Source organism: Kitasatospora sp. MBT66 (assembly GCF_000710405.2).
Classification (GTDB): Bacteria; Actinomycetota; Actinomycetes; order Streptomycetales; family Streptomycetaceae; genus Kitasatospora; species Kitasatospora purpeofusca.
On record NZ_JAIY01000006.1, the window covers coordinates 1324647 to 1343393 of the forward strand.

The following is an 18747-nucleotide window of genomic DNA, read 5'->3' on the forward strand; positions in this document are numbered from 1 at the left end:
TCGGGCGTGGGCGCCGGGACGACGGCAGCGTCGGACTCGGGCTTGGACACGTGCTAACTCCCCCGGCCCGCGGGCGGCGGGCGGCAACTCGGCAGGACGACCCGAGGTGCCCGCGGACGGAGCCCGGTGGCCCGTCGGGTACGGGAACAGGCGCGCGACTCTACCGGATCCGGCCGAACACCCTCCCGCGTTTTCCCGCACCACGAACGACCCCCGCGCCGCACCGCCCGCGCCCGGCCCGGACCCGGCGTCAGCGCCGGGCCAGCACCTCCCCGTGCAGCATCGCGAACCACCCGTCCCCGGCCGCCGCCCAAGCCAGCCACCCGGCCGCGATCCGGGCCAGTTCGGCCTCGTCCGCGAACCCTTCGGCCACCGCCGCCCGGGCGATGCCGGAGTCCGTGATCCGCTCCGCCCACAGCCCGCCCCACCACTCGCGCTGCTCGGGCGTCGCGTACGTCCAGGTGCTCGACGTGGCGGTGACCTCGGTGAACCCGGCCGCCCTGGCCCAGGACAGCAGCCGCCGCCCGGCGTCCGGCTCGCCGCCGTTGTGCCGGGCGACCCGCTCGTACAGCTCCAGCCAGCGGTCCAGCTCTGGCACCTCCGGGTACCAGGTCATGCTGGCGTAGTCGACGTCCCGGACGGCCACCGCACCTCCCTCGGCGGTGACCCGGCGCAGCTCCCGCAGCGCCCCCACCGGGTCGGCCACGTGCTGCAGCACCTGATGGGCGTGCACCACGTCGAACTCCCCGTCCGCGTACGACAGCCGGTGCACATCGGCGACCTCGAACACGACGTTGGTCAGCCCGCGCCCGGCGACGTACCGGGCGGCCTCCTCCAGTACCTCGGCCGAGGCGTCCGCGGCCACCACCCGGCCGGTCGGGCCGACCAGTTCGGCCAGGTCGGCGGTGATGGTGCCCGGTCCGCAGCCGATGTCCAGCACGGCCTGCCCGGGCCGCAGGTGGTCGCGCAGATAGGCGGCGGAGTTCTCGACCGTCCGGGAGCGGTGCGAGCGCAGCACCGGCTCCTGGTGGCCATGGGTGTAGACGGCGTTCTTCGGTGCGGTCATGGTGATCTCCCCCTCGGGACCGGCGGTTCCTCGACGCCTCCGACGCTACTCCTCGTCCCGCATTTCAAGAAGATTCGTCTCACATCGCGGTCTATCCACCGACTGCGGGACGCCCCGGCCCGTACCGTGGACGGCACACCCGACCGCCCCACCGTGAAGGGCTCGCCACCATGCCCGGCCCCCGCCCCTTCGTCCTGCTGAGCGCCGCCATGTCCCTGGACGGCTTCCTCGACGACGCCTCGCCCGAGCGGCTGCTGCTCTCCGGACCGGCCGACTTCGACCGGGTGGACGCCGAGCGGGCCGCCGCCGACGCGGTCCTGGTCGGCGGCAACACCCTGCGCGCGGACAACCCGCGACTGCTGGTCAACGACCCCGGACGGCGGGCCGCCCGGACGGCGGCCGGGCGGCCCGCGTACCCGCTGAAGGTGACCCTCAGCGCGAGCGGCCGGCTGGACCGCTCGCTGCGGTTCTGGCACACCGGCGGCGAGCGGCTCGCCTACTCCACGGACGCCGGCGCCGCCGTGCTGCGCCCCGAGCTGGCCGGACTGGCCGAGGTGGTCGCGCTCGGCCCGGCCGTGGACCTGGGCGCGGTGCTGGACGACATAGGCGCGCGCGGGGTGCGGCGGCTTATGGTCGAGGGTGGCAGCGGGGTGCACACCCAGTTCCTGGCCCAGGGGCTGGCGGACGAGCTCCAACTGGTGGTGGCGCCGCTGCTGGTCGGGCAGCCGGGCGCGCCGCGCTTCGTCGGCCCGGCGGACTTCCCCGGCGGCCCGGACCGGCGGATGCGACTGCTGGAGGCCCGTACGGTGGGCGATGTCGTCCTGCTCAGGTACGCCCCGAAGGAGCCCGCCCAGTGACCGAGCCGCACCCCTCGACCGAGCCCGGCGCCGCGTCCGAGCCGCACCCCGTGACCGAGCCCGCATCCGGGGCCGATCTCGCGTTCCTGCGCCGGGCGGTGGAGCTGTCCCGCCGCTGCCCGCCCTCGCGGACGGCGTTCTCGGTCGGCGCGGTGGTGGTCGCCGCCGACGGCACGGTGCTGGCCGAGGGCTTCAGCCGCGAGGTGGACGGCCACGACCACGCCGAGGAGGCGGCCCTCGCCAAGCTCCCGACCGGCGACCCCCGGCTGCGCGGCGCGACCGTCTACAGCTCGCTGGAGCCCTGCGGACAGCGGGCCTCCCGCCCGGTGCCGTGCGCCGAACTGCTGCTCGCGGCCGGCGTCCCCCGGGTGGTGGTGGCCTGGCGCGAGCCGTCCACCTTCGTCGCCGAGACCCGGGGCGCCGGACTGCTGGAGGCGGCCGGCGTCGAGGTGGTCGAGCTGCCGGAGCTGGCGGAGGAGGCCCGCGCGGTCAACGCGCACCTGCTGGACTGAGACCCGGAGGCGGCATCCGGGAGGATCTTTTGTATCCTTATTAAACAATCGGCTCGCATTTCGCGCGCCCCCGCACCCCCGGACGGAGCCGCCCCGTGCCCACGACCTTCACCCCCCGCGCCCTGCTGCTGGACATGGACGGCACCCTGGTCGACTCGGACGCCGTGGTCGAACGCTGCTGGAGCCGCTGGGCCCGGGAGCACGGCCTCGACCCGGTCGAGGTGCTGCACACGGCCCACGGCCGCCAGGGCCACGCCACCATGGCCGTCCTGCTGCCCGACCGCCCGACGGAGCTCAACCTCGCGGACAACGAGCGGATGCTCGCCGCCGAGCGGGCCGACACCGAGGGCGTCGTGCCGGTCCCCGGCGCCCCCGCCTTCCTCGCCACCCTGGCCGGCCTGCCGCACGCCCTGGTGACCTCCGCCGACGCCCCGCTCGCCCGGGTCCGGATGGCCGCCGCCGGCCTCGCGCTGCCGCAGGTCCTGATCACCGCCGAGTCCGTGGGCGCCAGCAAGCCCGACCCCGAGGGCTTCCTCAAGGGCGCCGCCGCGCTCGGCTTCGCCCCCGGCGACTGCCTGGCCTTCGAGGACTCCGGTGCCGGCATCGCCGCCGCCCGCGCCGCCGGCGTCCCGGTCGTCGGCATCGGCCCCCGTGCGGTCGGCCACCACCCCACGGCGCACGCCGCCACCCTGGAGTCCGTCACCGTCACCGCGGGCCCGGACGGCGCCCTCACCGTCACCGTCGCCTGAGTACCTGTTTCCGAGGGTGTGCGAAGCGTTCTGCCGGGCCAGGAATCGAACAGGACCCTCGGATCAGATACCGCTGGCGAGCCGGATCGGCGTCGTGAGGAGGAAGAGCTGGCCGGCCGCGGCGGTGGTCCGGAAGTCGAAGACGCTGGTGAACGGTCCGGTGATCAGCAGCAGGGTGCGGTGCTCGCGGACCTGGCGGCGCCACTCGCGGGTGGCGGCGATGTCGCCGTCGAACCAGGTCAGGCCGCCGGGACGGTGGATCGTCAGCCGGTGGTCGTCCAGGACGGCGGACCAGGCCGGGTCGGGGCCGGCGGTCAGCTCCGGGGTGGCGGTGTCGCGGTCGGCCCAGCCGTCTTCGAGGACCAGGAGGCGGCCGGGTGCGGCGGGGACGACCAGGACCGGGCGGCGGTCGGGCATCAGCTCGGGCCAGGGATGGCCGCCCAGGCCGGTGCCGCTGATCATCTCCATGCGCGGTCCCTTCCCCCGGCCGGCCGGTTCACCCTCGGCGCCGGATGGATCACATCATCAGCCAGGTGCCGGCCGTGGCGCTGGCGAATCCGCTGACGGGCCATCGGGGGCCGTGGGAGAGTGGGTCTGGCCGGTTCTTCGGGTGGTCAGGGGGTCGGTCGGCGGACCGACTCCGAGAACGATCAGTCCCGCTGGGCTTCGCGGGGCTCCGGCTGGCCCTTGCGCCGGGACTGCCGCTGGGTGATGCGCCTGGTCATGATGGTGATCGCGGCCCAGGTGATCAGCGATTCGGAGTGCTGGACGAGACGTTCGTAGTCGCGGGCGTGTCGGCGGGCGTGCATGATCCAGGCGTGGGACCTCTCGACCACCCAGCGCCGGGGCAGGACGACGAACCCCTTGGCGTCCTTGGGCCGGCTGACCGTCTTGATCGTGAGGTTCAGGTACTTCTTCGCCCAGGTCACGAGCTGTCCGGCATAGGCGGAGTCGGCCCAGACGATGGTGATCTCGGGGTGCATCAGCCGCAGCCGGAACAGCACTTCCTTCGCGGCGTCGCGGTCGGTGATGTCGGCCGGGGTGACCATGACGAACAGCGGCAGGCCCTTGGTGTCCACGACCAGGTGCCGCTTCCTGCCGTTGATTTTCTTGGCCGCGTCGTAGCCGCGCGAGTCGCGGCCGACGGTCTCGGCGGCCTTCACCGACTGCGAGTCGATGATGGTGGCGACCGCTCCGGGGGCCCGGCCCATGTCGCGGCGGACCCGCTCGCGCAGCTGGTCGCGGATCCGCCCGATCACGCCGGCCGCGGCCCAGCGGGCCATGAACCCGTAGCAGGTCCGCCAGGGCGGGAAGTCCTTCGGGAGCGCGCGCCACTTGCAGCCGGCGTCGACGACGTAGCGGATCGCGTCCACGATCTCGCGCCGCGGGTGCTTCTCCGGGCGCCCGCCGGCCTTCGTCTCGCAGGCCGGGGTGGGCAGCAGCGGTTCGATCAGGGCCCACTCGTCGTCGAAGGTGTCCGACGGATAGCAGCGGCGGCGCACGGACTCCCCTTCAGAGACAGGCAGTTGGCGGGCCCGGCCGCCGAAGGCGGCCGGGCCCGGAGGATCGGTGACGGTCAGACGTCGCTGTAGTCCGCGATCATTTCGAGCGTGGATTCCACCGAGTTGAGCTGGGTGACCAGGTGCTTGACCCACCGCCCCTTCGGTTGCAGAACGGCATGCGGGGCGACAACTCCGGTGATGAACCGGCGGAACTCGGTGAGCTTCTCGCGGATCACCGCGACCTCGTAAGCCTGCAGCTCGGTCGGGTCCGAGCAGAACTTGTAGCCGTCCGCCCGGCTCCAGATCAGCGGCGGCCAGCCCCGCTCGGCGATGATGTCGCGCAGGCAGGCCAGCCCCGCCCGAACCTGGCTCGGGCTCAGCGACGAGGCCCGGCTCAGCTGGTCGAAGGCCAGCCCGGCCGGCCGGGCCTCGAACAGCACCTTGCGGACGGTGTCGGCGTGCCGTTCGGCAGAGGGCGACCTGCGCTTGGAAGCGCGTGGCATCGCCTACTCACCCTGGAGGAGGCGGGCGAGCTCGCCGTCCATGTCGACCTTGCCGGTGTCGACCGCGGTCTCGACCCAGTCGAGCGTGGCCTTCACCCGCGCGCAGTTCTCCCTGATCACGGCCTTCTCGTCGTCGCTGAGCTGCCGGTCGCGCAGGCCGGGGACGACCCGGCCGGCCGCGGCGACGAAGGCGTGGCAGGCGGTGACCAGGTCGAGGAACTCCACCGTCCGATCGATCTGGCGGATCGCCGGCGCGACGGGGTTGGTCTGCTCGAAGTGCTCGCGGGCCTGGCGGCCGCGCTCGACCTGCGCATGGTTGACCTGGTGGCGGGCGGTGTCGTCGGCCATCGCGCGGGCCGCGACGTCCGGTCGCCGCAGCAGCCCGGTGGTCACCTCCGCCGCCACGTGGTCGTCGCGGGTCAGCTCCTCGACCACCTTCACCTTCTCGGCCGGGGCGACCCGGGCGACCACCTCCGGCCGCCGCAGGAACGACGGCGCAACCGCGGCGGCGACCTGGTCGTCGCGGGTCAGCTCCTCGACCGCCCGCACCTTGTCCTTCGGCTCGACCTGGGCCATCACCTCGGGCCGCCGCAGCAGGTCGCCGGTCACCTTCGCCGCGACCTCCTCCGACGCGGCCAGGGTGTGGATCGCGCGGACCTTCTCCTCCGGCGTGACCGGGCGCTCGACCTGCCGGCCGACCCGGCGCTTGGCCTCGTCCGGCGTCCACTTCCCCCGCGGCTGCGGCGGGTTGAGGATCGTCTCGAACCGCTCCTGCTCGTCCGCGATCCCGGCCAGGATCTCGTGGACCGTGTGTGAGACGCCGCGCTGCCGGCGCTCCTGGGGCCACCTGGACGCGGTCCACCTCGCGCGCTTGACCTGCGAGTAGGACAGGCCGATGTCGTCGGCCACCCTGACCAGCGACTTCTCGACGGAGAACAGCTCGTCCGCCGGCGCCGAGCCGCCCGGCTGGCGCATCGGCTCGATCTCCAGCGCGTAGTCGCCGATCGTGAACTGCGCGCGGGTGGTCGTCTCGACCAGCTTTCGCAGCTCGGCGACGATCTCCTCGTATCGGCTGGCGCTGACGCAGCCGACCTTCTCCGCGATCTCCTGAGCCATGTGGATCACACCACCAACTCGCAGACCGGACGCGGCCGTTGGCCGCGACGGGACCGGCCCGCTTCCGTGCAGCAGAGTCCGGCCCGAGATGTGATGATCACAACAAAAACCTGCGGATGAACGGAATTGACCGTTTAGTAACACTTATGCCGTTCGTTCAACGGTCACTGTGACCGTTCGCCGAACGGTTCGTGTCGGGCCCGCCAGGCCCTCATCACGCACCGCCGCGAGCAGTAGACGGCGTTCGAACGCCGATCCACCCCGGCCACCCACCAGGTGTCGCACTCCGGGCAGTTCACCCGGCCGGCGCCGCTGATCTCGGCCGCCACCCGCTTCCGCAGTCGCTGGTCCACCCGCCACTGCCTGGCACGACACGTGGTCGAGCAGTACACCGCGCTGGGCCGCGACCCCGGCCTCAGCCGTACGCCGCAGCCCTCGCACTTCCGCTCGCCAACCGGCCCGCTGCCCTCGGACACCAGCCCAGGTTAGGGCTCCAGGCTACCCAAAAGGGGGGTTCAGACACAGGTACTGACCGCACACGGCGGAAAGCACGGCGGACCGAGCACGGCGGGGCCGGTGCCACCCGGCACCGGCCCCGCCCCGTCGCCGTCCGCGTCTCAGCGGCGGGCGCGGTCCGCCAGCCAGCCCGCCATCGCCCGCACCCCGACACCGATCGCCCGCTCGTCCGGCTCGAAGGTCTCGTAGTGCGGGTAGCTCGTCTCGATCCCGGCCCCCGGGGTGCGCACCCCGAGGAAGGTGTACGTGCCCGGGACCCGCTCCAGGAACAGCGCGTAGTCCTCCCCGTTGTACGGGAACGCGGTGCGGTTCACCGTGACCGCGCCGGCGCCGAACTCGCACCGCAGCCGCCGGGCCAGCGCGTTCGCCGCGTCCGCCGGGCAGAGCAGCGCCGGGAACGGGTCCCGCGGGTAGCCGACCACCGCACCGGGATACGTCTGCGCCAGCCGGCGGATCTCCTCCCGCACCTCGGCGTCCCGCTCCGGCGGCCAGCACCGGAACTTCGCCTCGACGACCGGCCGCCCCTCAGCGTCCGGGGCCGGCGCCACCCGCGCGCCGGTCACCAGGAACCGGGCCAGCGGCCCGTCCGGCGTCTGCACGTCCCGGACCATGGCCTCCAGGGCCGCCGGGTCCCGCGGCAGCGGCACCGTGCCGAGCGCGGTGATCGCGCCCACCAGCCGGGCCGCCGACGCGGCCGCGTCCGGCCCGCCGAACGCGATGTTCACCCAGTCCTGGCCCGGCAGCCCGCTGCCCGGCGTCACGGCGAACCCGCCGACCGGGTAGGGGCCGGTGTGCAGGGCGTGGATCTCCTCGACCCCGGTCCGCTCCAGCCACCCCTCCGCGATCATCGCCCGGGCGCCCACCAGGCCCTCCTCCCCCGGCTGGAAGAAGAAGACCACCGTGCCGCTCAACCGCTGCCGCAGCCGGGCCAGCGTCAGCGCCACACCCACCCCGACCGCGGTGTGGATGTCGTGCCCGCAGGCGTGCGCCGCCGGCCGCCCCGCCTTCGGCGGCATGATCCCGTCGCCCGGCACCGCGTCCATGTCCGCCCGGTAGGCCACCGTCCGGCCCGGCCGCGCACCGCGCAGCACCGCGACCACACCGTTCCCGGGCACCGCCGTGCCGTCCGGCAGCGTGGTCCCGCCGACCCCGGTGCTCACCTCCAGCCCCGCCGCCCGCAGCCGCCGCGCGACCTCCCCGGCCGCGTAGGTCTCGTGGCCGGTGGTCTGCGGGTTCGCGTGCAGCGCCCGCCGCAGCGCGACCAGCTCGCCGTCCAGCCGCGCCGCCACGGCGTCCACCGCCGCCTGGTCGACCGGGTTCCGCCGCCCCGCCGACTCCGCCGAGGCCCCTGCCCCGGACGCCATCACCACGACCCCGGCCCCGGCCACCCCACCGAGCACCGCCCGCCGACTCGGCCTGTTGCCCGCCACGTTCTCCATCAGTCCCCCACCTGGTCGATCAATGTGACAGTCAGTCAACCAGCTGCTCTCATGCACCCGTCAAGCCCCGCCAGCACCATTGACAAGCCCAGCCCCACCAGCCCCACCGAAGACACCACCGCTCGGCCCGCTGGTGCAGCGGGCCGAGCGGCATGCGGAGACGGGGCCGGATCAGTAGTGGTAACGGGCGGCCAGAACGACGATCTCCCGGTCCGTGACCAGGTAGACGAGGCGGTGCTCGTCGTCGATCCGCCGGGACCAGGCCCCGGGCAGGTGGTACTTCAGCGGCTCGGGCTTGCCGATCCCGGCGAAGGGGTCGCGCAGGGCGTCCTCGATGAGCCTGTTGATCCGGGCGAGCATCTTGCGGTCGCTCTTGAGCCAGGACGTGCAGTCCTCCCAGCCGCCCTCCTCGAAGAGGAGCCTCACTCAGCACCCTGCCCGGCATCGGCCGAGTCGGGGTCGATGAGCGCGCGTTCGGAAAGCCCGGTGCCACTCAGTGCGTTCTCGTACGCCTTGAGCAGCCGACGCGCGTTCACCGGCGAGCGCAGGAGGTACGAGCCCTCGCGCAGAGCGGCGTAGTCCTCGGCGGAAAGGAGCACGGCATTCCCGTGCCTGGACACGATCTCGATGGCGTCGTGGTCCTCGTTGACCTTCTTGATCAGCGGAAAGAGATCCTTGCGGGCCTCGCTCGCGGTGATGGACACGGCACGCACCCCCTTCGGCGAGTGGTACCGGATACGGTACCACTCGTAGGGGGAGCCGGGCAGGTCGACGAGACGGGAAGAGGGCCGGACTCCGGGAAGTCCGACCCTCTTCGGCCCACACACCTGCCGGTCAGACGTTGAAGCGGAACTCCACGACGTCGCCGTCCTGCATGATGTATTCCTTGCCCTCGATGCGGGCCTTGCCCTTGCTGCGGGCCTCGGCGATGGAGCCGCAGGCGACCAGGTCGTCGAAGGAGATGATCTCCGCCTTGATGAAGCCCTTCTGGAAGTCGGTGTGGATCACACCGGCGGCCTCGGGGGCGGTCGCGCCCTTCTTGATGGTCCAGGCCCTGGTCTCCTTGGGGCCCGCGGTGAGGTAGCTCTGCAGGCCGAGGGTCTCGTAGCCGACCCGGCCGAGGGTGGCCATGCCGGTCTCCTCCTGGCCCATGGACTGGAGGAGCTCCAGCGCCTCGTCCTCGTCCATGCCGATCAGCTCGGACTCGATCTTGGCGTTCAGGAAGATCGCCTCGGCGGGGGCGACCAGGGCGCGCTGGGCCTCCTTGAACTCCTCGTCGACCAGCTCGTCCTCGTCGACGTTGAACACGTAGAGGAAGGGCTTGGTGGTGAGGAGGTGCAGCTCGCGCACCGAGGAGGCGTCGAAGCCCGCCTCGAAGAGGGTCTTGCCGGTCTCCAGGATCTTCTGGGCGGCCTCGGCGGCGGCCAGCGTGGCGGCCGACTCCTTCTTCAGGCGGGCCTCCTTCTGGAGCCGCGGCAGCACCTTCTCGATCGACTGGAGGTCGGCGAGGATCAGCTCGGTGTTGATGGTCTCGATGTCGTCCTTCGGCGAGACCTTGCCGTCGACGTGCACCACATCGGGGTCGACGAAGGCCCGGATGACCTGGCAGATCGCGTCCGACTCACGGATGTTCGCCAGGAACTTGTTGCCCAGGCCCTCACCGACCGAGGCGCCGCGCACGATGCCGGCGATGTCGACGAAGTCGACGGTGGCCGGGAGGATGCGCTGCGAGCCGAAGATCTCGGCGAGCTTGTTCAGCCGGGCGTCCGGGACGCCGACGACGCCGACATTGGGCTCGATGGTGGCGAACGGGTAGTTGGCCGCCAGCACGTCGTTCTTGGTCAGGGCGTTGAACAGGGTCGACTTGCCGACGTTCGGCAGGCCGACGATTCCGATCGTGAGCGACATGAAGCGCAGTCCTGGGGGCTTGGAGGAGTTGGGCCGGCCCGCTCGCCGGGCCGATCCCCCAGTCTACGGGCAGCGGGTCAGGCGCCCGCCGCCAGCGAGGGCTCCAGGAACTCAAGGCGGTTGCCCAGCCGGTCGCTGGAGTGGAACCTGCGGTGCCCGGGCAGGTTGTCGTCCCAGACCACCTCGTGGCCGTGCGCGGCCAGCCGCTCGGCGAGGGCGTCGAGGTCGCCGACCTGGAAGCCCGGGTGCCCCCTGCGGGACGGCCGGAACTCCGGCACCACCCCGAGGTGCACCTCCACCCCGCCGCCGCGGAACCAGCAGCCGCCGCGCGCGGCCAGCACCGGGGGCTTCGCCAGCTCCGTCATGCCGAGCACGCCGTGCCAGAAGGCGCGGCACTCGTCCTCCGCCCCGGCCGGGATGTCGAGCTGGACGTGGTGGAGCCGTTCGAAGGTGAATCGTTCGGCGGTGAATCCGCTGGTCATGCACTCCCCCGGGTGTGATCGGACGTCGGTCACACCAATACTCCGTCCGAAGACACGGAACAAGCCCCGACGGCCCATTACACAGTGTGGCGATGATCGGACCGTACGTTGGGCGGGTGGAGCAGAGCATCCGTACCCAGCCGCCAGGGCCCAGACGCCGACCGCCGAACGGCGCGGCCGGGGCCGCCGTCCCCGGGCCGGGCCGCGCCCCCGGAACCACGGGCGGACCGGCCGTCCGGCCCACCGGGAAGGCCCCCGCCAAGGGCTCCGGCAAGGGCTCCGGCAAGTCGGGCGGCAAGACCACCGGACGGACGGCGGGGCGGGGCCCCGACGCCGGTTCCCGACTACGCCCCGTGTCCGGCCCGCCGGTGCTGCGGGCCCGGGTCGCGGGGCGGCTGTACGGGCGGCGGCGCAGCGGCCGGCCGACCCGGCTGACCGCTGTCGGCGCCGGGGTGGCCGCGCTGGCGGCGACGATCACGGTGGCCGGCCTGGACCGGCTGGTCTTCGGCGGGCTGGGGGTGCTGTTCGGCCTCGGCTATCTGCTGGTCTGCTTCCAGCTGGCGGTCCGGGTCCGGTACGCCGACCTGCTGGCCGCGCCGATCAGCGGGCCGATCGCCTTCGCGGCCGCGCTGCTGCTGTTCGGCCCGGTCACCTCCTCCGGGGTGACGGCCCAGGTGGTGGCGCTGGCGACCAACCTGGCCACCCGGGCCGGCTGGCTGTTCTCCGGCACCGGGCTGGCCGCGGCGATCGTGCTGGCCCGGTTCGTGGCCCAGCGCCGGATCCACCGCGCGCGCTGAGGGGAGGCCGCCGGGAACGGCGCCTCCCCTTTCGGCGCGGGACGGCGGGCGGAAGGGCGGCGGACGGAAGGGCGGCGGACGGGCTCAGCCCGAGGCCCGGGCGGCCGCCATGGCCGCGCCGACGATGCCGGCGTCGTTGCGCAGCTCCGCCGGGACGACCCGGGCGCCGCGCTCGCGCAGCAGCGGCAGGAACTTCTCGTGCTTGCGGCTCACCCCGCCGCCGATCACGATCAGCTGCGGCGAGAACAGCATCTCCACCAGGTCCAGGTACTCGTCCACCCGGCCGGCCCACTGCCCCCAGCTCAGCCCGTGCCGCTCCTTGGCGGCCGAGGAGGCCCGCCGCTCGGCGTCCTTGCCGCGCAGTTCCAGGTGGCCCAGCTCGGTGTTGGGCACCAGCGTGCCGTCCACGAACAGGGCGCTGCCGATGCCGGTGCCGAAGGTCAGCACCAGCACCACGCCCTCCTGCCCCCGGCCGGCGCCGTGCGTGGTCTCGGCGAGGCCGGCCGCGTCGGCGTCGTTGAGCACCACCGCCGGCAGGTCGAGCACCTCCCGGAACAGGCCGGCCGCGTCCAGGCCGATCCAGCCCTTGTCGACATTGGCGGCGGTCCTGGTGTGCCCGTCGACGACCACGCCGGGGAAGGTCAGGCCCACCGGCCCCTGGTGGTCGAAGTGGCGGACCACCTCGCGGACGGCGGCGACCACCGCCTCCGGCGCGGAGGGCTGCGGGGTGAGGACCTTGTGCCGTTCCTGCGCGAGCACACCCCTGGCGAGGTCGACGGGGGCACCCTTGATGCCCGATCCGCCGATGTCCACACCGAATACCGCCGTCATCTCGACCGCCCTCCGCCCGAACGTTGTCCACAGGCTGTGCATGGCTGTGCCTGGCTGTCCACAACTTACGAGAGCCCGCCGGGCCCCGCACAGCGGAGGGCCCGGCACCCCGTCGGGGTACCGGGCCCTCCCCCGTGCTCGGGCGCCTTACAGCTTGCCCGCGGCCTCGGCGCGCAGGTCGCGGCGGAGCTCCTTGGGCAGCGAGAAGATCAGGTGCTCCTCGGCGGTCTTCACGGTGGAGACCTCGTCGTAGCCGCGCGCGGCCAGCCACTCCAGCACGCCGTCGACCAGGATCTCCGGCACCGAGGCGCCGCTGGTCAGGCCGACCGTGGTGACACCGGTCAGCCACTCCTCCTGGATCTCCTCGGCGAAGTCCACCAGGTGGGCGGCCTTGGCGCCGTACTCCAGGCCGACCTCGACCAGGCGGACGGAGTTGGAGGAGTTCTTGGAGCCGACCACGATCAGCAGGTCCGTCTCCGGGGCCATCTGCTTGACGGCCACCTGGCGGTTCTGGGTGGCGTAGCAGATGTCGTCGCTGGGCGGGCTGACCAGCAGCGGGAAGCGCTGCTTGAGCTCGCCGACGGTGGCCATGGTCTCGTCCACCGACAGGGTGGTCTGGGAGAGCCAGACGACCTTGGACTCGTCGCGGACCTGCACCTTGGCGACGTCCTCGGCGCCGTCGACCAGGTGGATCCGGTCCGGCGCCTCGCCCATGGTGCCGATGACCTCCTCGTGGCCCTCGTGGCCCACCAGCAGGATGTCGTAGCCCTCGTCGGCGAAGCGCACGGCTTCCTTGTGCACCTTGGTCACCAGCGGGCAGGTGGCGTCGACGGTGGCGAGCTTGCCGGCCCGCGCCTCGTCGTGCACCGACGGCGCGACGCCGTGGGCCGAGAAGACCACGATCGAGCCCTCGGGCACCTCCTCCGTCTCGTCGACGAAGATCGCGCCCTTCTTCTCCAGGGTCTGCACCACGTACTTGTTGTGGACGATCTGCTTGCGGACGTAGATGGGCGCCCCGTACTGCTCCAGGGCCTTCTCAACGGCGATCACGGCGCGGTCGACGCCCGCGCAGTAGCCCCGGGGGGCGGCGAGCAGGACACGGCGCTGCGCGGTGTTGGAGGACATGGCTCCATCGTACGGGCGGAGGGGAGCCGCGCCGACGGGAGTCGCGTTCCGGCCGGAACCGGTCCCGGGTGCTCAAATGTGGAAGCTATGAGCGAGCGAGCCGGGCCGGACGGGCCCGACGACGGCGGGCCCCGGGGCGGACTGCGGCGCAGCCTCGGCGTCCGCGACCTGGTGGTCTACGGACTGCTGTTCATCGCCCCGATGGCGCCGGTCGGCGTGTTCGGGGTACTCGACGCCAAGAGCCACGGCGCGGTCGCGGCGGTCTACCTGGTGGCCACGGTGGCGATGGGCTTCACCGCGGTCTCGTACGCGCAGATGGTGCGGGCGGTGCCGCGGACCGGTTCGGTGTACGCCTACGCGCGGGCCGGGCTCGGCGAGGCGGCGGGTTTCCTGGCCGGGTGGATGGCGCTGCTGGACTACCTGCTGATCCCGGCGGTGGCGTACCTGTTCTCCGGGATCGCGCTGCACTCGCTGGTGCCGGACGTGCCGCGCTGGGTGTGGACGGCGCTCGCGGTGCTGGTGACCACCGGGCTGAACCTGGCCGGGGTGCGGACGGCGGCGGTGGTGGGCTTCGCGGTGCTGGTGGCGGAGCTCGCGGTGCTGGCGGTGTTCGTGGTCGCGGCCTCGGTGGTGCTGGTGCGGGACGGCGCGCAGCGCGGCTGGGCGACGCCGTTCACGGCGGTCGGCGGCTTCTCCGCGTCCGCCGTGCTCTCGGCGGTCTCGGTGGCGGTGCTGTCCTACCTGGGCTTCGACGCGATCGCCACCTTCGTCGAGGAGGCGGTCGGCGCCTCGGCGGCGGTGGCGCGGGCGGTGCTGTGGTGCCTGGTGGTGTCCGGTCTGCTGTTCGTGGCGCAGACGTGGCTGGCGGCGCTGCTGGAGCCGCTCTCCCCGGAGCAGCTGGCGGCGGACCCGGCGGCGCAGGGGTCGGCGTTCTACGACACGGTGGAGGACTCGGTCGGGCACTGGCTGCACGTGCTGGTCGCGGCGAGCAAGGCGGTCGGCGCGGCCTTCGCCGCCCTGGCCGGGCAGGCGGCGGCCGGGCGGCTGCTCTTCGCGATGGGCCGGGACGGGCGGCTGCCGCGCTCCCTCGGCGTGGTCGACCCGGGTTCGGCGGTGCCGCGCCGGGCGCTGCTGGTGTCGGCGGCGATCACCCTGGTGGCGGCGGTCTGGGCGGCGGACCGGGACGACGGGCTGGACCGGCTGACCTCGGTGGTGGACATCGGCGCGCTCACCGCCTTCACCCTGCTGCACGCCTCGGTGGTGGGCTGGTACGTGGTGCGGCACGGCTCGCGCGACTGGGGCCGGCACCTGGTGGTGCCGTTGCTGGGTGTGCTGGTGATCGGCGCGGTGGTGGCCGAGGCGGCCGGCTCGGCACAGGTGGTGGGGCTGGTCTGGCTGGCGGTCGGCCTACTGGTGGTGGCCGTCCGGAGCGCTTCCGCTGTCGGCGGGCGTCGCTAGTCTCGTACGCATGGCCAACCCCAGCTCCCCCGAAGCGCCGCTCCCGGTCGGCAAGGTCTCCGCGCTGATCGGCGGCTGGATCGACCGGCTCGGCGCGATCTGGGTGGAGGGGCAGATCACCCAGCTCAGCCGGCGGCCGGGGGCGGGCGTGGTGTTCCTGACGCTGCGCGACCCGCAGGCGGACGTCTCGCTGACCGTGACGTGCTTCCGCTCCGTCTTCGACCAGGTCGCGGACGCGGTGCAGGAGGGTTCGCGGGTGATCGTGCACGCGAAGCCGGAGTGGTACGCGGCGCGCGGCCAGCTCTCGCTGCGGGCCTCGGAGATCCGGCTGGTCGGTCTGGGCGAGCTGCTGGCCCGGCTGGAGCAGCTGAAGCGGCGGCTGGCCGGCGAGGGCCTGTTCGCGGCGGACCGCAAGAAGCCGCTGCCGTTCCTGCCGCAGTGCGTCGGGCTGGTCACCGGGCGCGGCTCGGCGGCGGAGCGGGACGTCCTGGAGAACGCCCGGCGGCGCTGGCCGGCCGTCCGCTTCGAGATCCGCAACGTCCCGGTGCAGGGCGTCAGCGCGGTGGAGCGGGTGAGCGAGGCCGTCCGGGAGCTGGACGAGCACCCCGAGGTGGACGTGATCGTGGTGGCCCGGGGCGGCGGCAGCGTCGAGGACCTGCTGCCGTTCTCGGACGAGGGCCTGGTCCGGCTGGTCGCGGCCGCGCGGACGCCGGTGGTGAGCGCGATCGGCCACGAGCCGGACCAGCCGCTGCTGGACTTCGTCGCCGATCTGCGCGCCTCCACGCCCACCGATGCCGCCAAACGGGTGGTTCCGGACGTCGGGGAGGAGCTGGCCAAGGTCCGGCAGCTGCGGGACCGGGCGCGGCGGTACGTCCTGGCCCGGGTGGAGCGGGAGCGGCACGGGCTGGACGGGGTGCGCAGCCGGCCGGTGCTGGCCGCGCCGCAGCGGATGCTGGACGGGCGGGGCCAGGAGGTGGCCGGGCTGCTGGAGCGGTCCCGGCGCACCCTGCACCACCGGCTGGAGCACGCGCAGAGCGATCTCGGGCACACCCTGGCCCGGGTGGTCGCGCTCTCCCCGGCGGCCACCCTGGAGCGCGGGTACGCGGTGCTGCAGCGGCGGGACGGCACGGTGGTGACCGATCCGGCGCAGGTCGCGGCGGGCGAGGGGCTGCACGCGCGGGTGGCGGGCGGCGGCTTCGACGTCACCGCGGACGGCGGCGCGGACGGCAGTGCGGACGGCAGTGCGGCGGTCGACGGGACGGACGGCACGGACGGCAGCCCGACGGACGGCGGCGCGGCGGCGGGTCGGTAGCGGCGGGCGGGCGGGGCGGGGCGAACTGTCGGTCCGGCCCCCTACGCTGGCTCCCATGGCAGACGAGGAGCAGAGCACGGCGGCCGCGGCCGTGGAGGCGCCGACCGCGGACGACGCGCTGGGGTACGAGCACGCCCGGGACGCGCTGCTGGAGGTGGTCCGGCAGCTGGAGAACGGCGGCACCTCGCTGGAGGAGTCGCTGGCGCTGTGGGAGCGCGGCGAGCAGCTGGCGAAGGTGTGCCAGCGCTGGCTGGACGGCGCGCGGGCCCGGCTGGACGCCGCGCTGGCCGCCGAGGAGGACGCTCCGCCGCGGGGGTGACACGGGTCACACGCAGCCCGGGGAACAGTTGAACGTTCACTCATGTTGGGAACGTCTGATCGGCCACGGCCGGTCACCGCAACAAAGACGCCCCCCAGTTTCTTCCTCCCCCGAGGTGCAGATCATGACCACCGACACCCTGGTTCTCGACGCCGCCGCCCAGGACCTCCTGTTCCGCGAGGCCCGCACGGCCAACACCTTCACCGACGAGCCGGTCTCCGACGAGCAGATCCAGGCCATCTACGAGCTGGTGAAGTTCGGCCCGACGGCGATGAACCAGCAGCCGCTGCGCGTCGTCCTGGTGCGCTCGGCCGAGGGCCGCGAGCGCCTGGTCAAGCACCTCGGCGAGGGCAACAAGGCCAAGACCGCCGCCGCCCCGCTGACCGCGATCCTCGCCGTGGACAACGAGTTCCACGAGGAGCTCCCGACCGTCTTCCCGCACTTCCCGGCCGCCAAGGGCTACTTCGCCGAGCGCCCGGTCCGCGAGGCCTCGGCCGCGATGAACGGCGCCCTGCAGGCCGGCTACTTCATCATCGGCGTGCGCGCCGCCGGCCTGGCCGCCGGCCCGATGACCGGCTACGACGCCGAGGGCATCAACAAGGAGTTCTTCACCGACGGCGAGCACTCGGTGCTGGCCGTGGTGAACATCGGCAAGCCGGGCGAGAACGCCTGGTACCCGCGCTCGCCGCGCCTGGCCTACGACGAGGTCGTCACCACCGTCTGAGCCACCACCGTCCGACCCGGGACCGCCCCCGAGATCCCGGGCCGGACGGCGCAAAGGGCCCCGCACGCACGGCGGTTTCTAGGGGTCCTCGCAACACCTGATGGCCTATGCGGCTGTCAGTAGATCACGCAGGCGCTCGGCTGGGGTCTTCCAGCCGAGCGTTTTGCGTGGCCGGCGGTTGAGTTGCTGGGCGACGTGTTCGAGGTCTTCGGGACTGTGCACGGACAGGTCGGTGCTCTTGGGGAAGTACTGCCGCAGCAGACCGTTCGTGTTCTCGTTCGATCCGCGCTGCCAGGGCGAGTGCGGATCGCAGAAGTAGACCGGCACTCCCGTGGCGACGGTGAACTGCTTGTGCGCGGCCATCTCGCAGCCCTGGTCCCAAGTCAGCGAGCCGCGCAGGTGCTCGGGCAGGCTCTGGATCAAGGGCACCAGCACGTCGCGGACCTCCGCTGCGGTGTGCCCGCCGGGCAGGTGCCCGAGCATGACGTAGCGGGTGGAGCGCTCGACCAGGGTCACGATCGCGCTCTCACTGCGGGGGCCGACGATCAAGTCCCCCTCCCAATGGCCGGGCACCGCCCGGTCCTCGACCTCGGCGGGCCGCTCGGAGATCATCACCATCTCGTCGACGAACCGGCGGGTGCGCTGCTCGGGGCTGCGGTGCGGCTTGCGGCGAGTGCGCCCGGTGCGCAGTGCGAGCGCGACCTCGCGTCGCAGCCCGCCGCGGGCCTGGACGTAGACCGCCTGGTAGATCGTCTCCGGACTCACCCGCATGCTCTCGTCGTCGGGGAACTCGCTGACCAGAGCGTGACAGATCTGCTCGGGCGACCACCGCTCCCGCAGCCCGTCCGCGACGAACTCGCGCAGTGCGCCCGGCCGGGCGAGCTTGGACTCCTTGGGGCGTGATCGGCTTGCCGCCCATGCCCGCTGGGCCCGGTGCGGCCGGTAGACGCCGTCGACCGCACGGGTGTCGATCTCGCGCTTGACGGTGGAGGCCGGCCGGCCCAGGGCCCGCCCGATTGCCCGCAGCGACCGGCCCTCGCGGCGCATGTCGGCTATCAGCTCCCGTTCGGTCACCGTCAGGAACCGTGGGTGCAGCCTGGCCTCGACCGCCGCTGTCGAGGGCGCCGGCGTGCGGGGAACGGTGCTGGTCATGCCCGTTGTGTAGTCGATCTTGTGTCCATCGGGGTGGAGGCGCGCGTTGCCGCTCTTGCGGATCCCGTGGTCCCAGTCCTGGGCGGTGCGCTTGTGGACCCCGACCCGCGCGGCGGCGTCCTGCCGTCGCACCCCGGCCGCGCGAAGCCGCTCGTACTCCGCCCGGCCCGAGTGCCTGTTCCTTCCCGGCTTCCCACGGCCACGGACACCGGCCTTGCGTGCCCACCCGGCCGCCGTGTGACGGTTCGCCCCGACCGCCCGGGCCGCCCCCGTGACACTGCCGTCCTCCCGGTCCAGCGCTTCGAAGAACCTCGCCTTCAAGTCCTCAAAATCCACGATCCCCGCAACTCCCTGGGGTCAGGGTGTTGCGGGGATCGCT

At 73.2% G+C, this 18747-nt stretch carries 20 protein-coding genes and 1 pseudogene; 8 read left to right on the forward strand and 13 right to left on the reverse strand.

Annotated elements, in window-relative coordinates:
* Window positions 1-250: 250 nt before the first annotated feature.
* Window positions 251-1066, reverse strand: a complete 816-nt coding sequence (locus BI06_RS18325; RefSeq protein ID WP_030397111.1) for a methyltransferase domain-containing protein — start codon at window positions 1064-1066, stop codon at window positions 251-253.
* Window positions 1067-1236: 170 nt separating this feature from the next.
* Between BI06_RS18325 and BI06_RS46460 the strand changes: the two are divergent.
* Both BI06_RS46460 and BI06_RS18340 read left to right on the forward strand, forming a co-directional pair.
* Window positions 1237-2435, forward strand: a pseudogene (locus tag BI06_RS46460) (dihydrofolate reductase family protein).
* Between the two features lie 95 nt (window positions 2436-2530).
* Window positions 2531-3184 carry an HAD-IA family hydrolase gene (locus BI06_RS18340; RefSeq protein ID WP_043469176.1) on the forward strand — a complete coding sequence of 218 codons (654 nt, stop codon included), beginning with the start codon at window positions 2531-2533 and terminating at the stop codon, window positions 3182-3184.
* A 63-nt stretch (window positions 3185-3247) separates the two neighbouring features.
* Here the strand turns inward: BI06_RS18340 and BI06_RS18345 are convergent, their stop codons facing one another.
* From BI06_RS18345 to BI06_RS18360, 4 genes are all read right to left on the reverse strand, one after another.
* Window positions 3248-3652 carry a hypothetical protein gene (locus tag BI06_RS18345; protein ID WP_043463470.1) on the reverse strand — a complete coding sequence of 135 codons (405 nt, stop codon included), beginning with the start codon at window positions 3650-3652 and terminating at the stop codon, window positions 3248-3250.
* A 182-nt stretch (window positions 3653-3834) separates the two neighbouring features.
* The gene (locus tag BI06_RS18350) at window positions 3835-4686 is read right to left on the reverse strand and encodes an IS5 family transposase (RefSeq protein ID WP_043463473.1); all 852 of its coding nucleotides are present in this window, start codon (window positions 4684-4686) and stop codon (window positions 3835-3837) included.
* 74 nt (window positions 4687-4760) lie between these two features.
* Window positions 4761-5189 carry a hypothetical protein gene (locus BI06_RS18355; RefSeq protein ID WP_043463477.1) on the reverse strand — a complete coding sequence of 143 codons (429 nt, stop codon included), beginning with the start codon at window positions 5187-5189 and terminating at the stop codon, window positions 4761-4763.
* A 3-nt stretch (window positions 5190-5192) separates the two neighbouring features.
* Window positions 5193-6305 (reverse strand): DUF6192 family protein, encoded by a 1113-nt coding sequence (locus BI06_RS18360; RefSeq protein ID WP_043464028.1) that lies wholly within the window; start codon window positions 6303-6305, stop codon window positions 5193-5195.
* A gap of 276 nt (window positions 6306-6581) precedes the next feature.
* On the opposite strand from BI06_RS18360, the gene BI06_RS50880 reads away from it, so the two are divergent.
* On the forward strand, window positions 6582-6794 hold the full coding sequence (locus tag BI06_RS50880; protein ID WP_043463480.1) for a hypothetical protein: 213 nt from the start codon (window positions 6582-6584) through the stop codon (window positions 6792-6794).
* Between the two features lie 128 nt (window positions 6795-6922).
* Here the strand turns inward: BI06_RS50880 and BI06_RS18370 are convergent, their stop codons facing one another.
* The 5 genes from BI06_RS18370 to BI06_RS18390 form a co-directional block, all read right to left on the reverse strand.
* Window positions 6923-8260, reverse strand: a complete 1338-nt coding sequence (locus BI06_RS18370) for a M20 family metallopeptidase (RefSeq protein WP_043469179.1) — start codon at window positions 8258-8260, stop codon at window positions 6923-6925.
* Between the two features lie 171 nt (window positions 8261-8431).
* Window positions 8432-8686 (reverse strand): Txe/YoeB family addiction module toxin, encoded by a 255-nt coding sequence (locus tag BI06_RS18375; RefSeq protein ID WP_043469182.1) that lies wholly within the window; start codon window positions 8684-8686, stop codon window positions 8432-8434.
* The gene (locus BI06_RS18380; protein ID WP_043469185.1) at window positions 8683-8964 is read right to left on the reverse strand and encodes a type II toxin-antitoxin system Phd/YefM family antitoxin; all 282 of its coding nucleotides are present in this window, start codon (window positions 8962-8964) and stop codon (window positions 8683-8685) included. Before BI06_RS18380 ends, BI06_RS18375 begins: the two co-directional genes overlap by 4 nt.
* A gap of 130 nt (window positions 8965-9094) precedes the next feature.
* Window positions 9095-10168 (reverse strand): redox-regulated ATPase YchF, encoded by a 1074-nt coding sequence (gene ychF / locus BI06_RS18385; RefSeq protein WP_043469187.1) that lies wholly within the window; start codon window positions 10166-10168, stop codon window positions 9095-9097.
* A 77-nt stretch (window positions 10169-10245) separates the two neighbouring features.
* A complete protein-coding gene (locus BI06_RS18390; protein ID WP_043469189.1) occupies window positions 10246-10650 on the reverse strand; it encodes a VOC family protein in 405 nt (134 codons plus the stop codon).
* Between the two features lie 116 nt (window positions 10651-10766).
* Between BI06_RS18390 and BI06_RS50885 the strand changes: the two genes are divergently transcribed.
* A complete protein-coding gene (locus BI06_RS50885) occupies window positions 10767-11447 on the forward strand; it encodes a DUF6542 domain-containing protein (protein ID WP_157855403.1) in 681 nt (226 codons plus the stop codon).
* Window positions 11448-11531: 84 nt separating this feature from the next.
* Here the strand turns inward: BI06_RS50885 and ppgK are convergent, their stop codons facing one another.
* Together ppgK and BI06_RS18405 are read right to left on the reverse strand one after the other, a co-directional pair.
* Window positions 11532-12278: a polyphosphate--glucose phosphotransferase gene (gene ppgK, locus BI06_RS18400; protein ID WP_043469191.1), complete on the reverse strand. Its 747-nt coding sequence runs from the start codon at window positions 12276-12278 to the stop codon at window positions 11532-11534.
* Window positions 12279-12425: 147 nt separating this feature from the next.
* A complete protein-coding gene (locus BI06_RS18405) occupies window positions 12426-13403 on the reverse strand; it encodes a 4-hydroxy-3-methylbut-2-enyl diphosphate reductase (protein WP_030397100.1) in 978 nt (325 codons plus the stop codon).
* 87 nt (window positions 13404-13490) lie between these two features.
* On the opposite strand from BI06_RS18405, the gene BI06_RS18410 reads away from it, so the two are divergent.
* The 4 genes from BI06_RS18410 to BI06_RS18425 all read left to right on the forward strand — a co-directional run bounded on the left by BI06_RS18410 (window position 13491) and on the right by BI06_RS18425 (window position 17216).
* Window positions 13491-14861, forward strand: a complete 1371-nt coding sequence (locus BI06_RS18410) for an APC family permease (RefSeq protein WP_043469193.1) — start codon at window positions 13491-13493, stop codon at window positions 14859-14861.
* A gap of 10 nt (window positions 14862-14871) precedes the next feature.
* On the forward strand, window positions 14872-16173 hold the full coding sequence (xseA, locus tag BI06_RS18415) for an exodeoxyribonuclease VII large subunit (protein ID WP_082558532.1): 1302 nt from the start codon (window positions 14872-14874) through the stop codon (window positions 16171-16173).
* A 55-nt stretch (window positions 16174-16228) separates the two neighbouring features.
* The gene (locus tag BI06_RS18420) at window positions 16229-16492 is read left to right on the forward strand and encodes an exodeoxyribonuclease VII small subunit (protein ID WP_051741232.1); all 264 of its coding nucleotides are present in this window, start codon (window positions 16229-16231) and stop codon (window positions 16490-16492) included.
* A 124-nt stretch (window positions 16493-16616) separates the two neighbouring features.
* Window positions 16617-17216 (forward strand): malonic semialdehyde reductase, encoded by a 600-nt coding sequence (locus tag BI06_RS18425; protein ID WP_030397096.1) that lies wholly within the window; start codon window positions 16617-16619, stop codon window positions 17214-17216.
* Window positions 17217-17321: 105 nt separating this feature from the next.
* On the opposite strand, the gene BI06_RS18430 is transcribed toward BI06_RS18425, so the two are convergent.
* On the reverse strand, window positions 17322-18500 hold the full coding sequence (locus BI06_RS18430) for an IS30 family transposase (protein WP_107113307.1): 1179 nt from the start codon (window positions 18498-18500) through the stop codon (window positions 17322-17324).
* Window positions 18501-18747 lie beyond the last annotated feature (247 nt).

What these genes read in the sequence shown, in the direction of transcription:
- BI06_RS18345 (WP_043463470.1), bottom strand. Translation starts at nt 3,652, where the DNA reads ATGGAGATGATCAGCGGCACCGGCCTGGGCGGCCATCCCTGGCCCGAG.
- xseA (WP_082558532.1), top strand. Translation starts at nt 14,872, where the DNA reads ATGGCCAACCCCAGCTCCCCCGAAGCGCCGCTCCCGGTCGGCAAGGTC.
- BI06_RS18425 (WP_030397096.1), top strand. Translation starts at nt 16,617, where the DNA reads ATGACCACCGACACCCTGGTTCTCGACGCCGCCGCCCAGGACCTCCTG.
- BI06_RS18410 (WP_043469193.1), top strand. Translation starts at nt 13,491, where the DNA reads ATGAGCGAGCGAGCCGGGCCGGACGGGCCCGACGACGGCGGGCCCCGG.
- ychF (WP_043469187.1), bottom strand. Translation starts at nt 10,168, where the DNA reads ATGTCGCTCACGATCGGAATCGTCGGCCTGCCGAACGTCGGCAAGTCG.
- BI06_RS18325 (WP_030397111.1), bottom strand. Translation starts at nt 1,066, where the DNA reads ATGACCGCACCGAAGAACGCCGTCTACACCCATGGCCACCAGGAGCCG.
- ppgK (WP_043469191.1), bottom strand. Translation starts at nt 12,278, where the DNA reads ATGACGGCGGTATTCGGTGTGGACATCGGCGGATCGGGCATCAAGGGT.
- BI06_RS18360 (WP_043464028.1), bottom strand. Translation starts at nt 6,305, where the DNA reads ATGGCTCAGGAGATCGCGGAGAAGGTCGGCTGCGTCAGCGCCAGCCGA.
- BI06_RS18355 (WP_043463477.1), bottom strand. Translation starts at nt 5,189, where the DNA reads ATGCCACGCGCTTCCAAGCGCAGGTCGCCCTCTGCCGAACGGCACGCC.
- BI06_RS18370 (WP_043469179.1), bottom strand. Translation starts at nt 8,260, where the DNA reads ATGGAGAACGTGGCGGGCAACAGGCCGAGTCGGCGGGCGGTGCTCGGT.
- BI06_RS18420 (WP_051741232.1), top strand. Translation starts at nt 16,229, where the DNA reads ATGGCAGACGAGGAGCAGAGCACGGCGGCCGCGGCCGTGGAGGCGCCG.
- BI06_RS18390 (WP_043469189.1), bottom strand. Translation starts at nt 10,650, where the DNA reads ATGACCAGCGGATTCACCGCCGAACGATTCACCTTCGAACGGCTCCAC.
- BI06_RS18405 (WP_030397100.1), bottom strand. Translation starts at nt 13,403, where the DNA reads ATGTCCTCCAACACCGCGCAGCGCCGTGTCCTGCTCGCCGCCCCCCGG.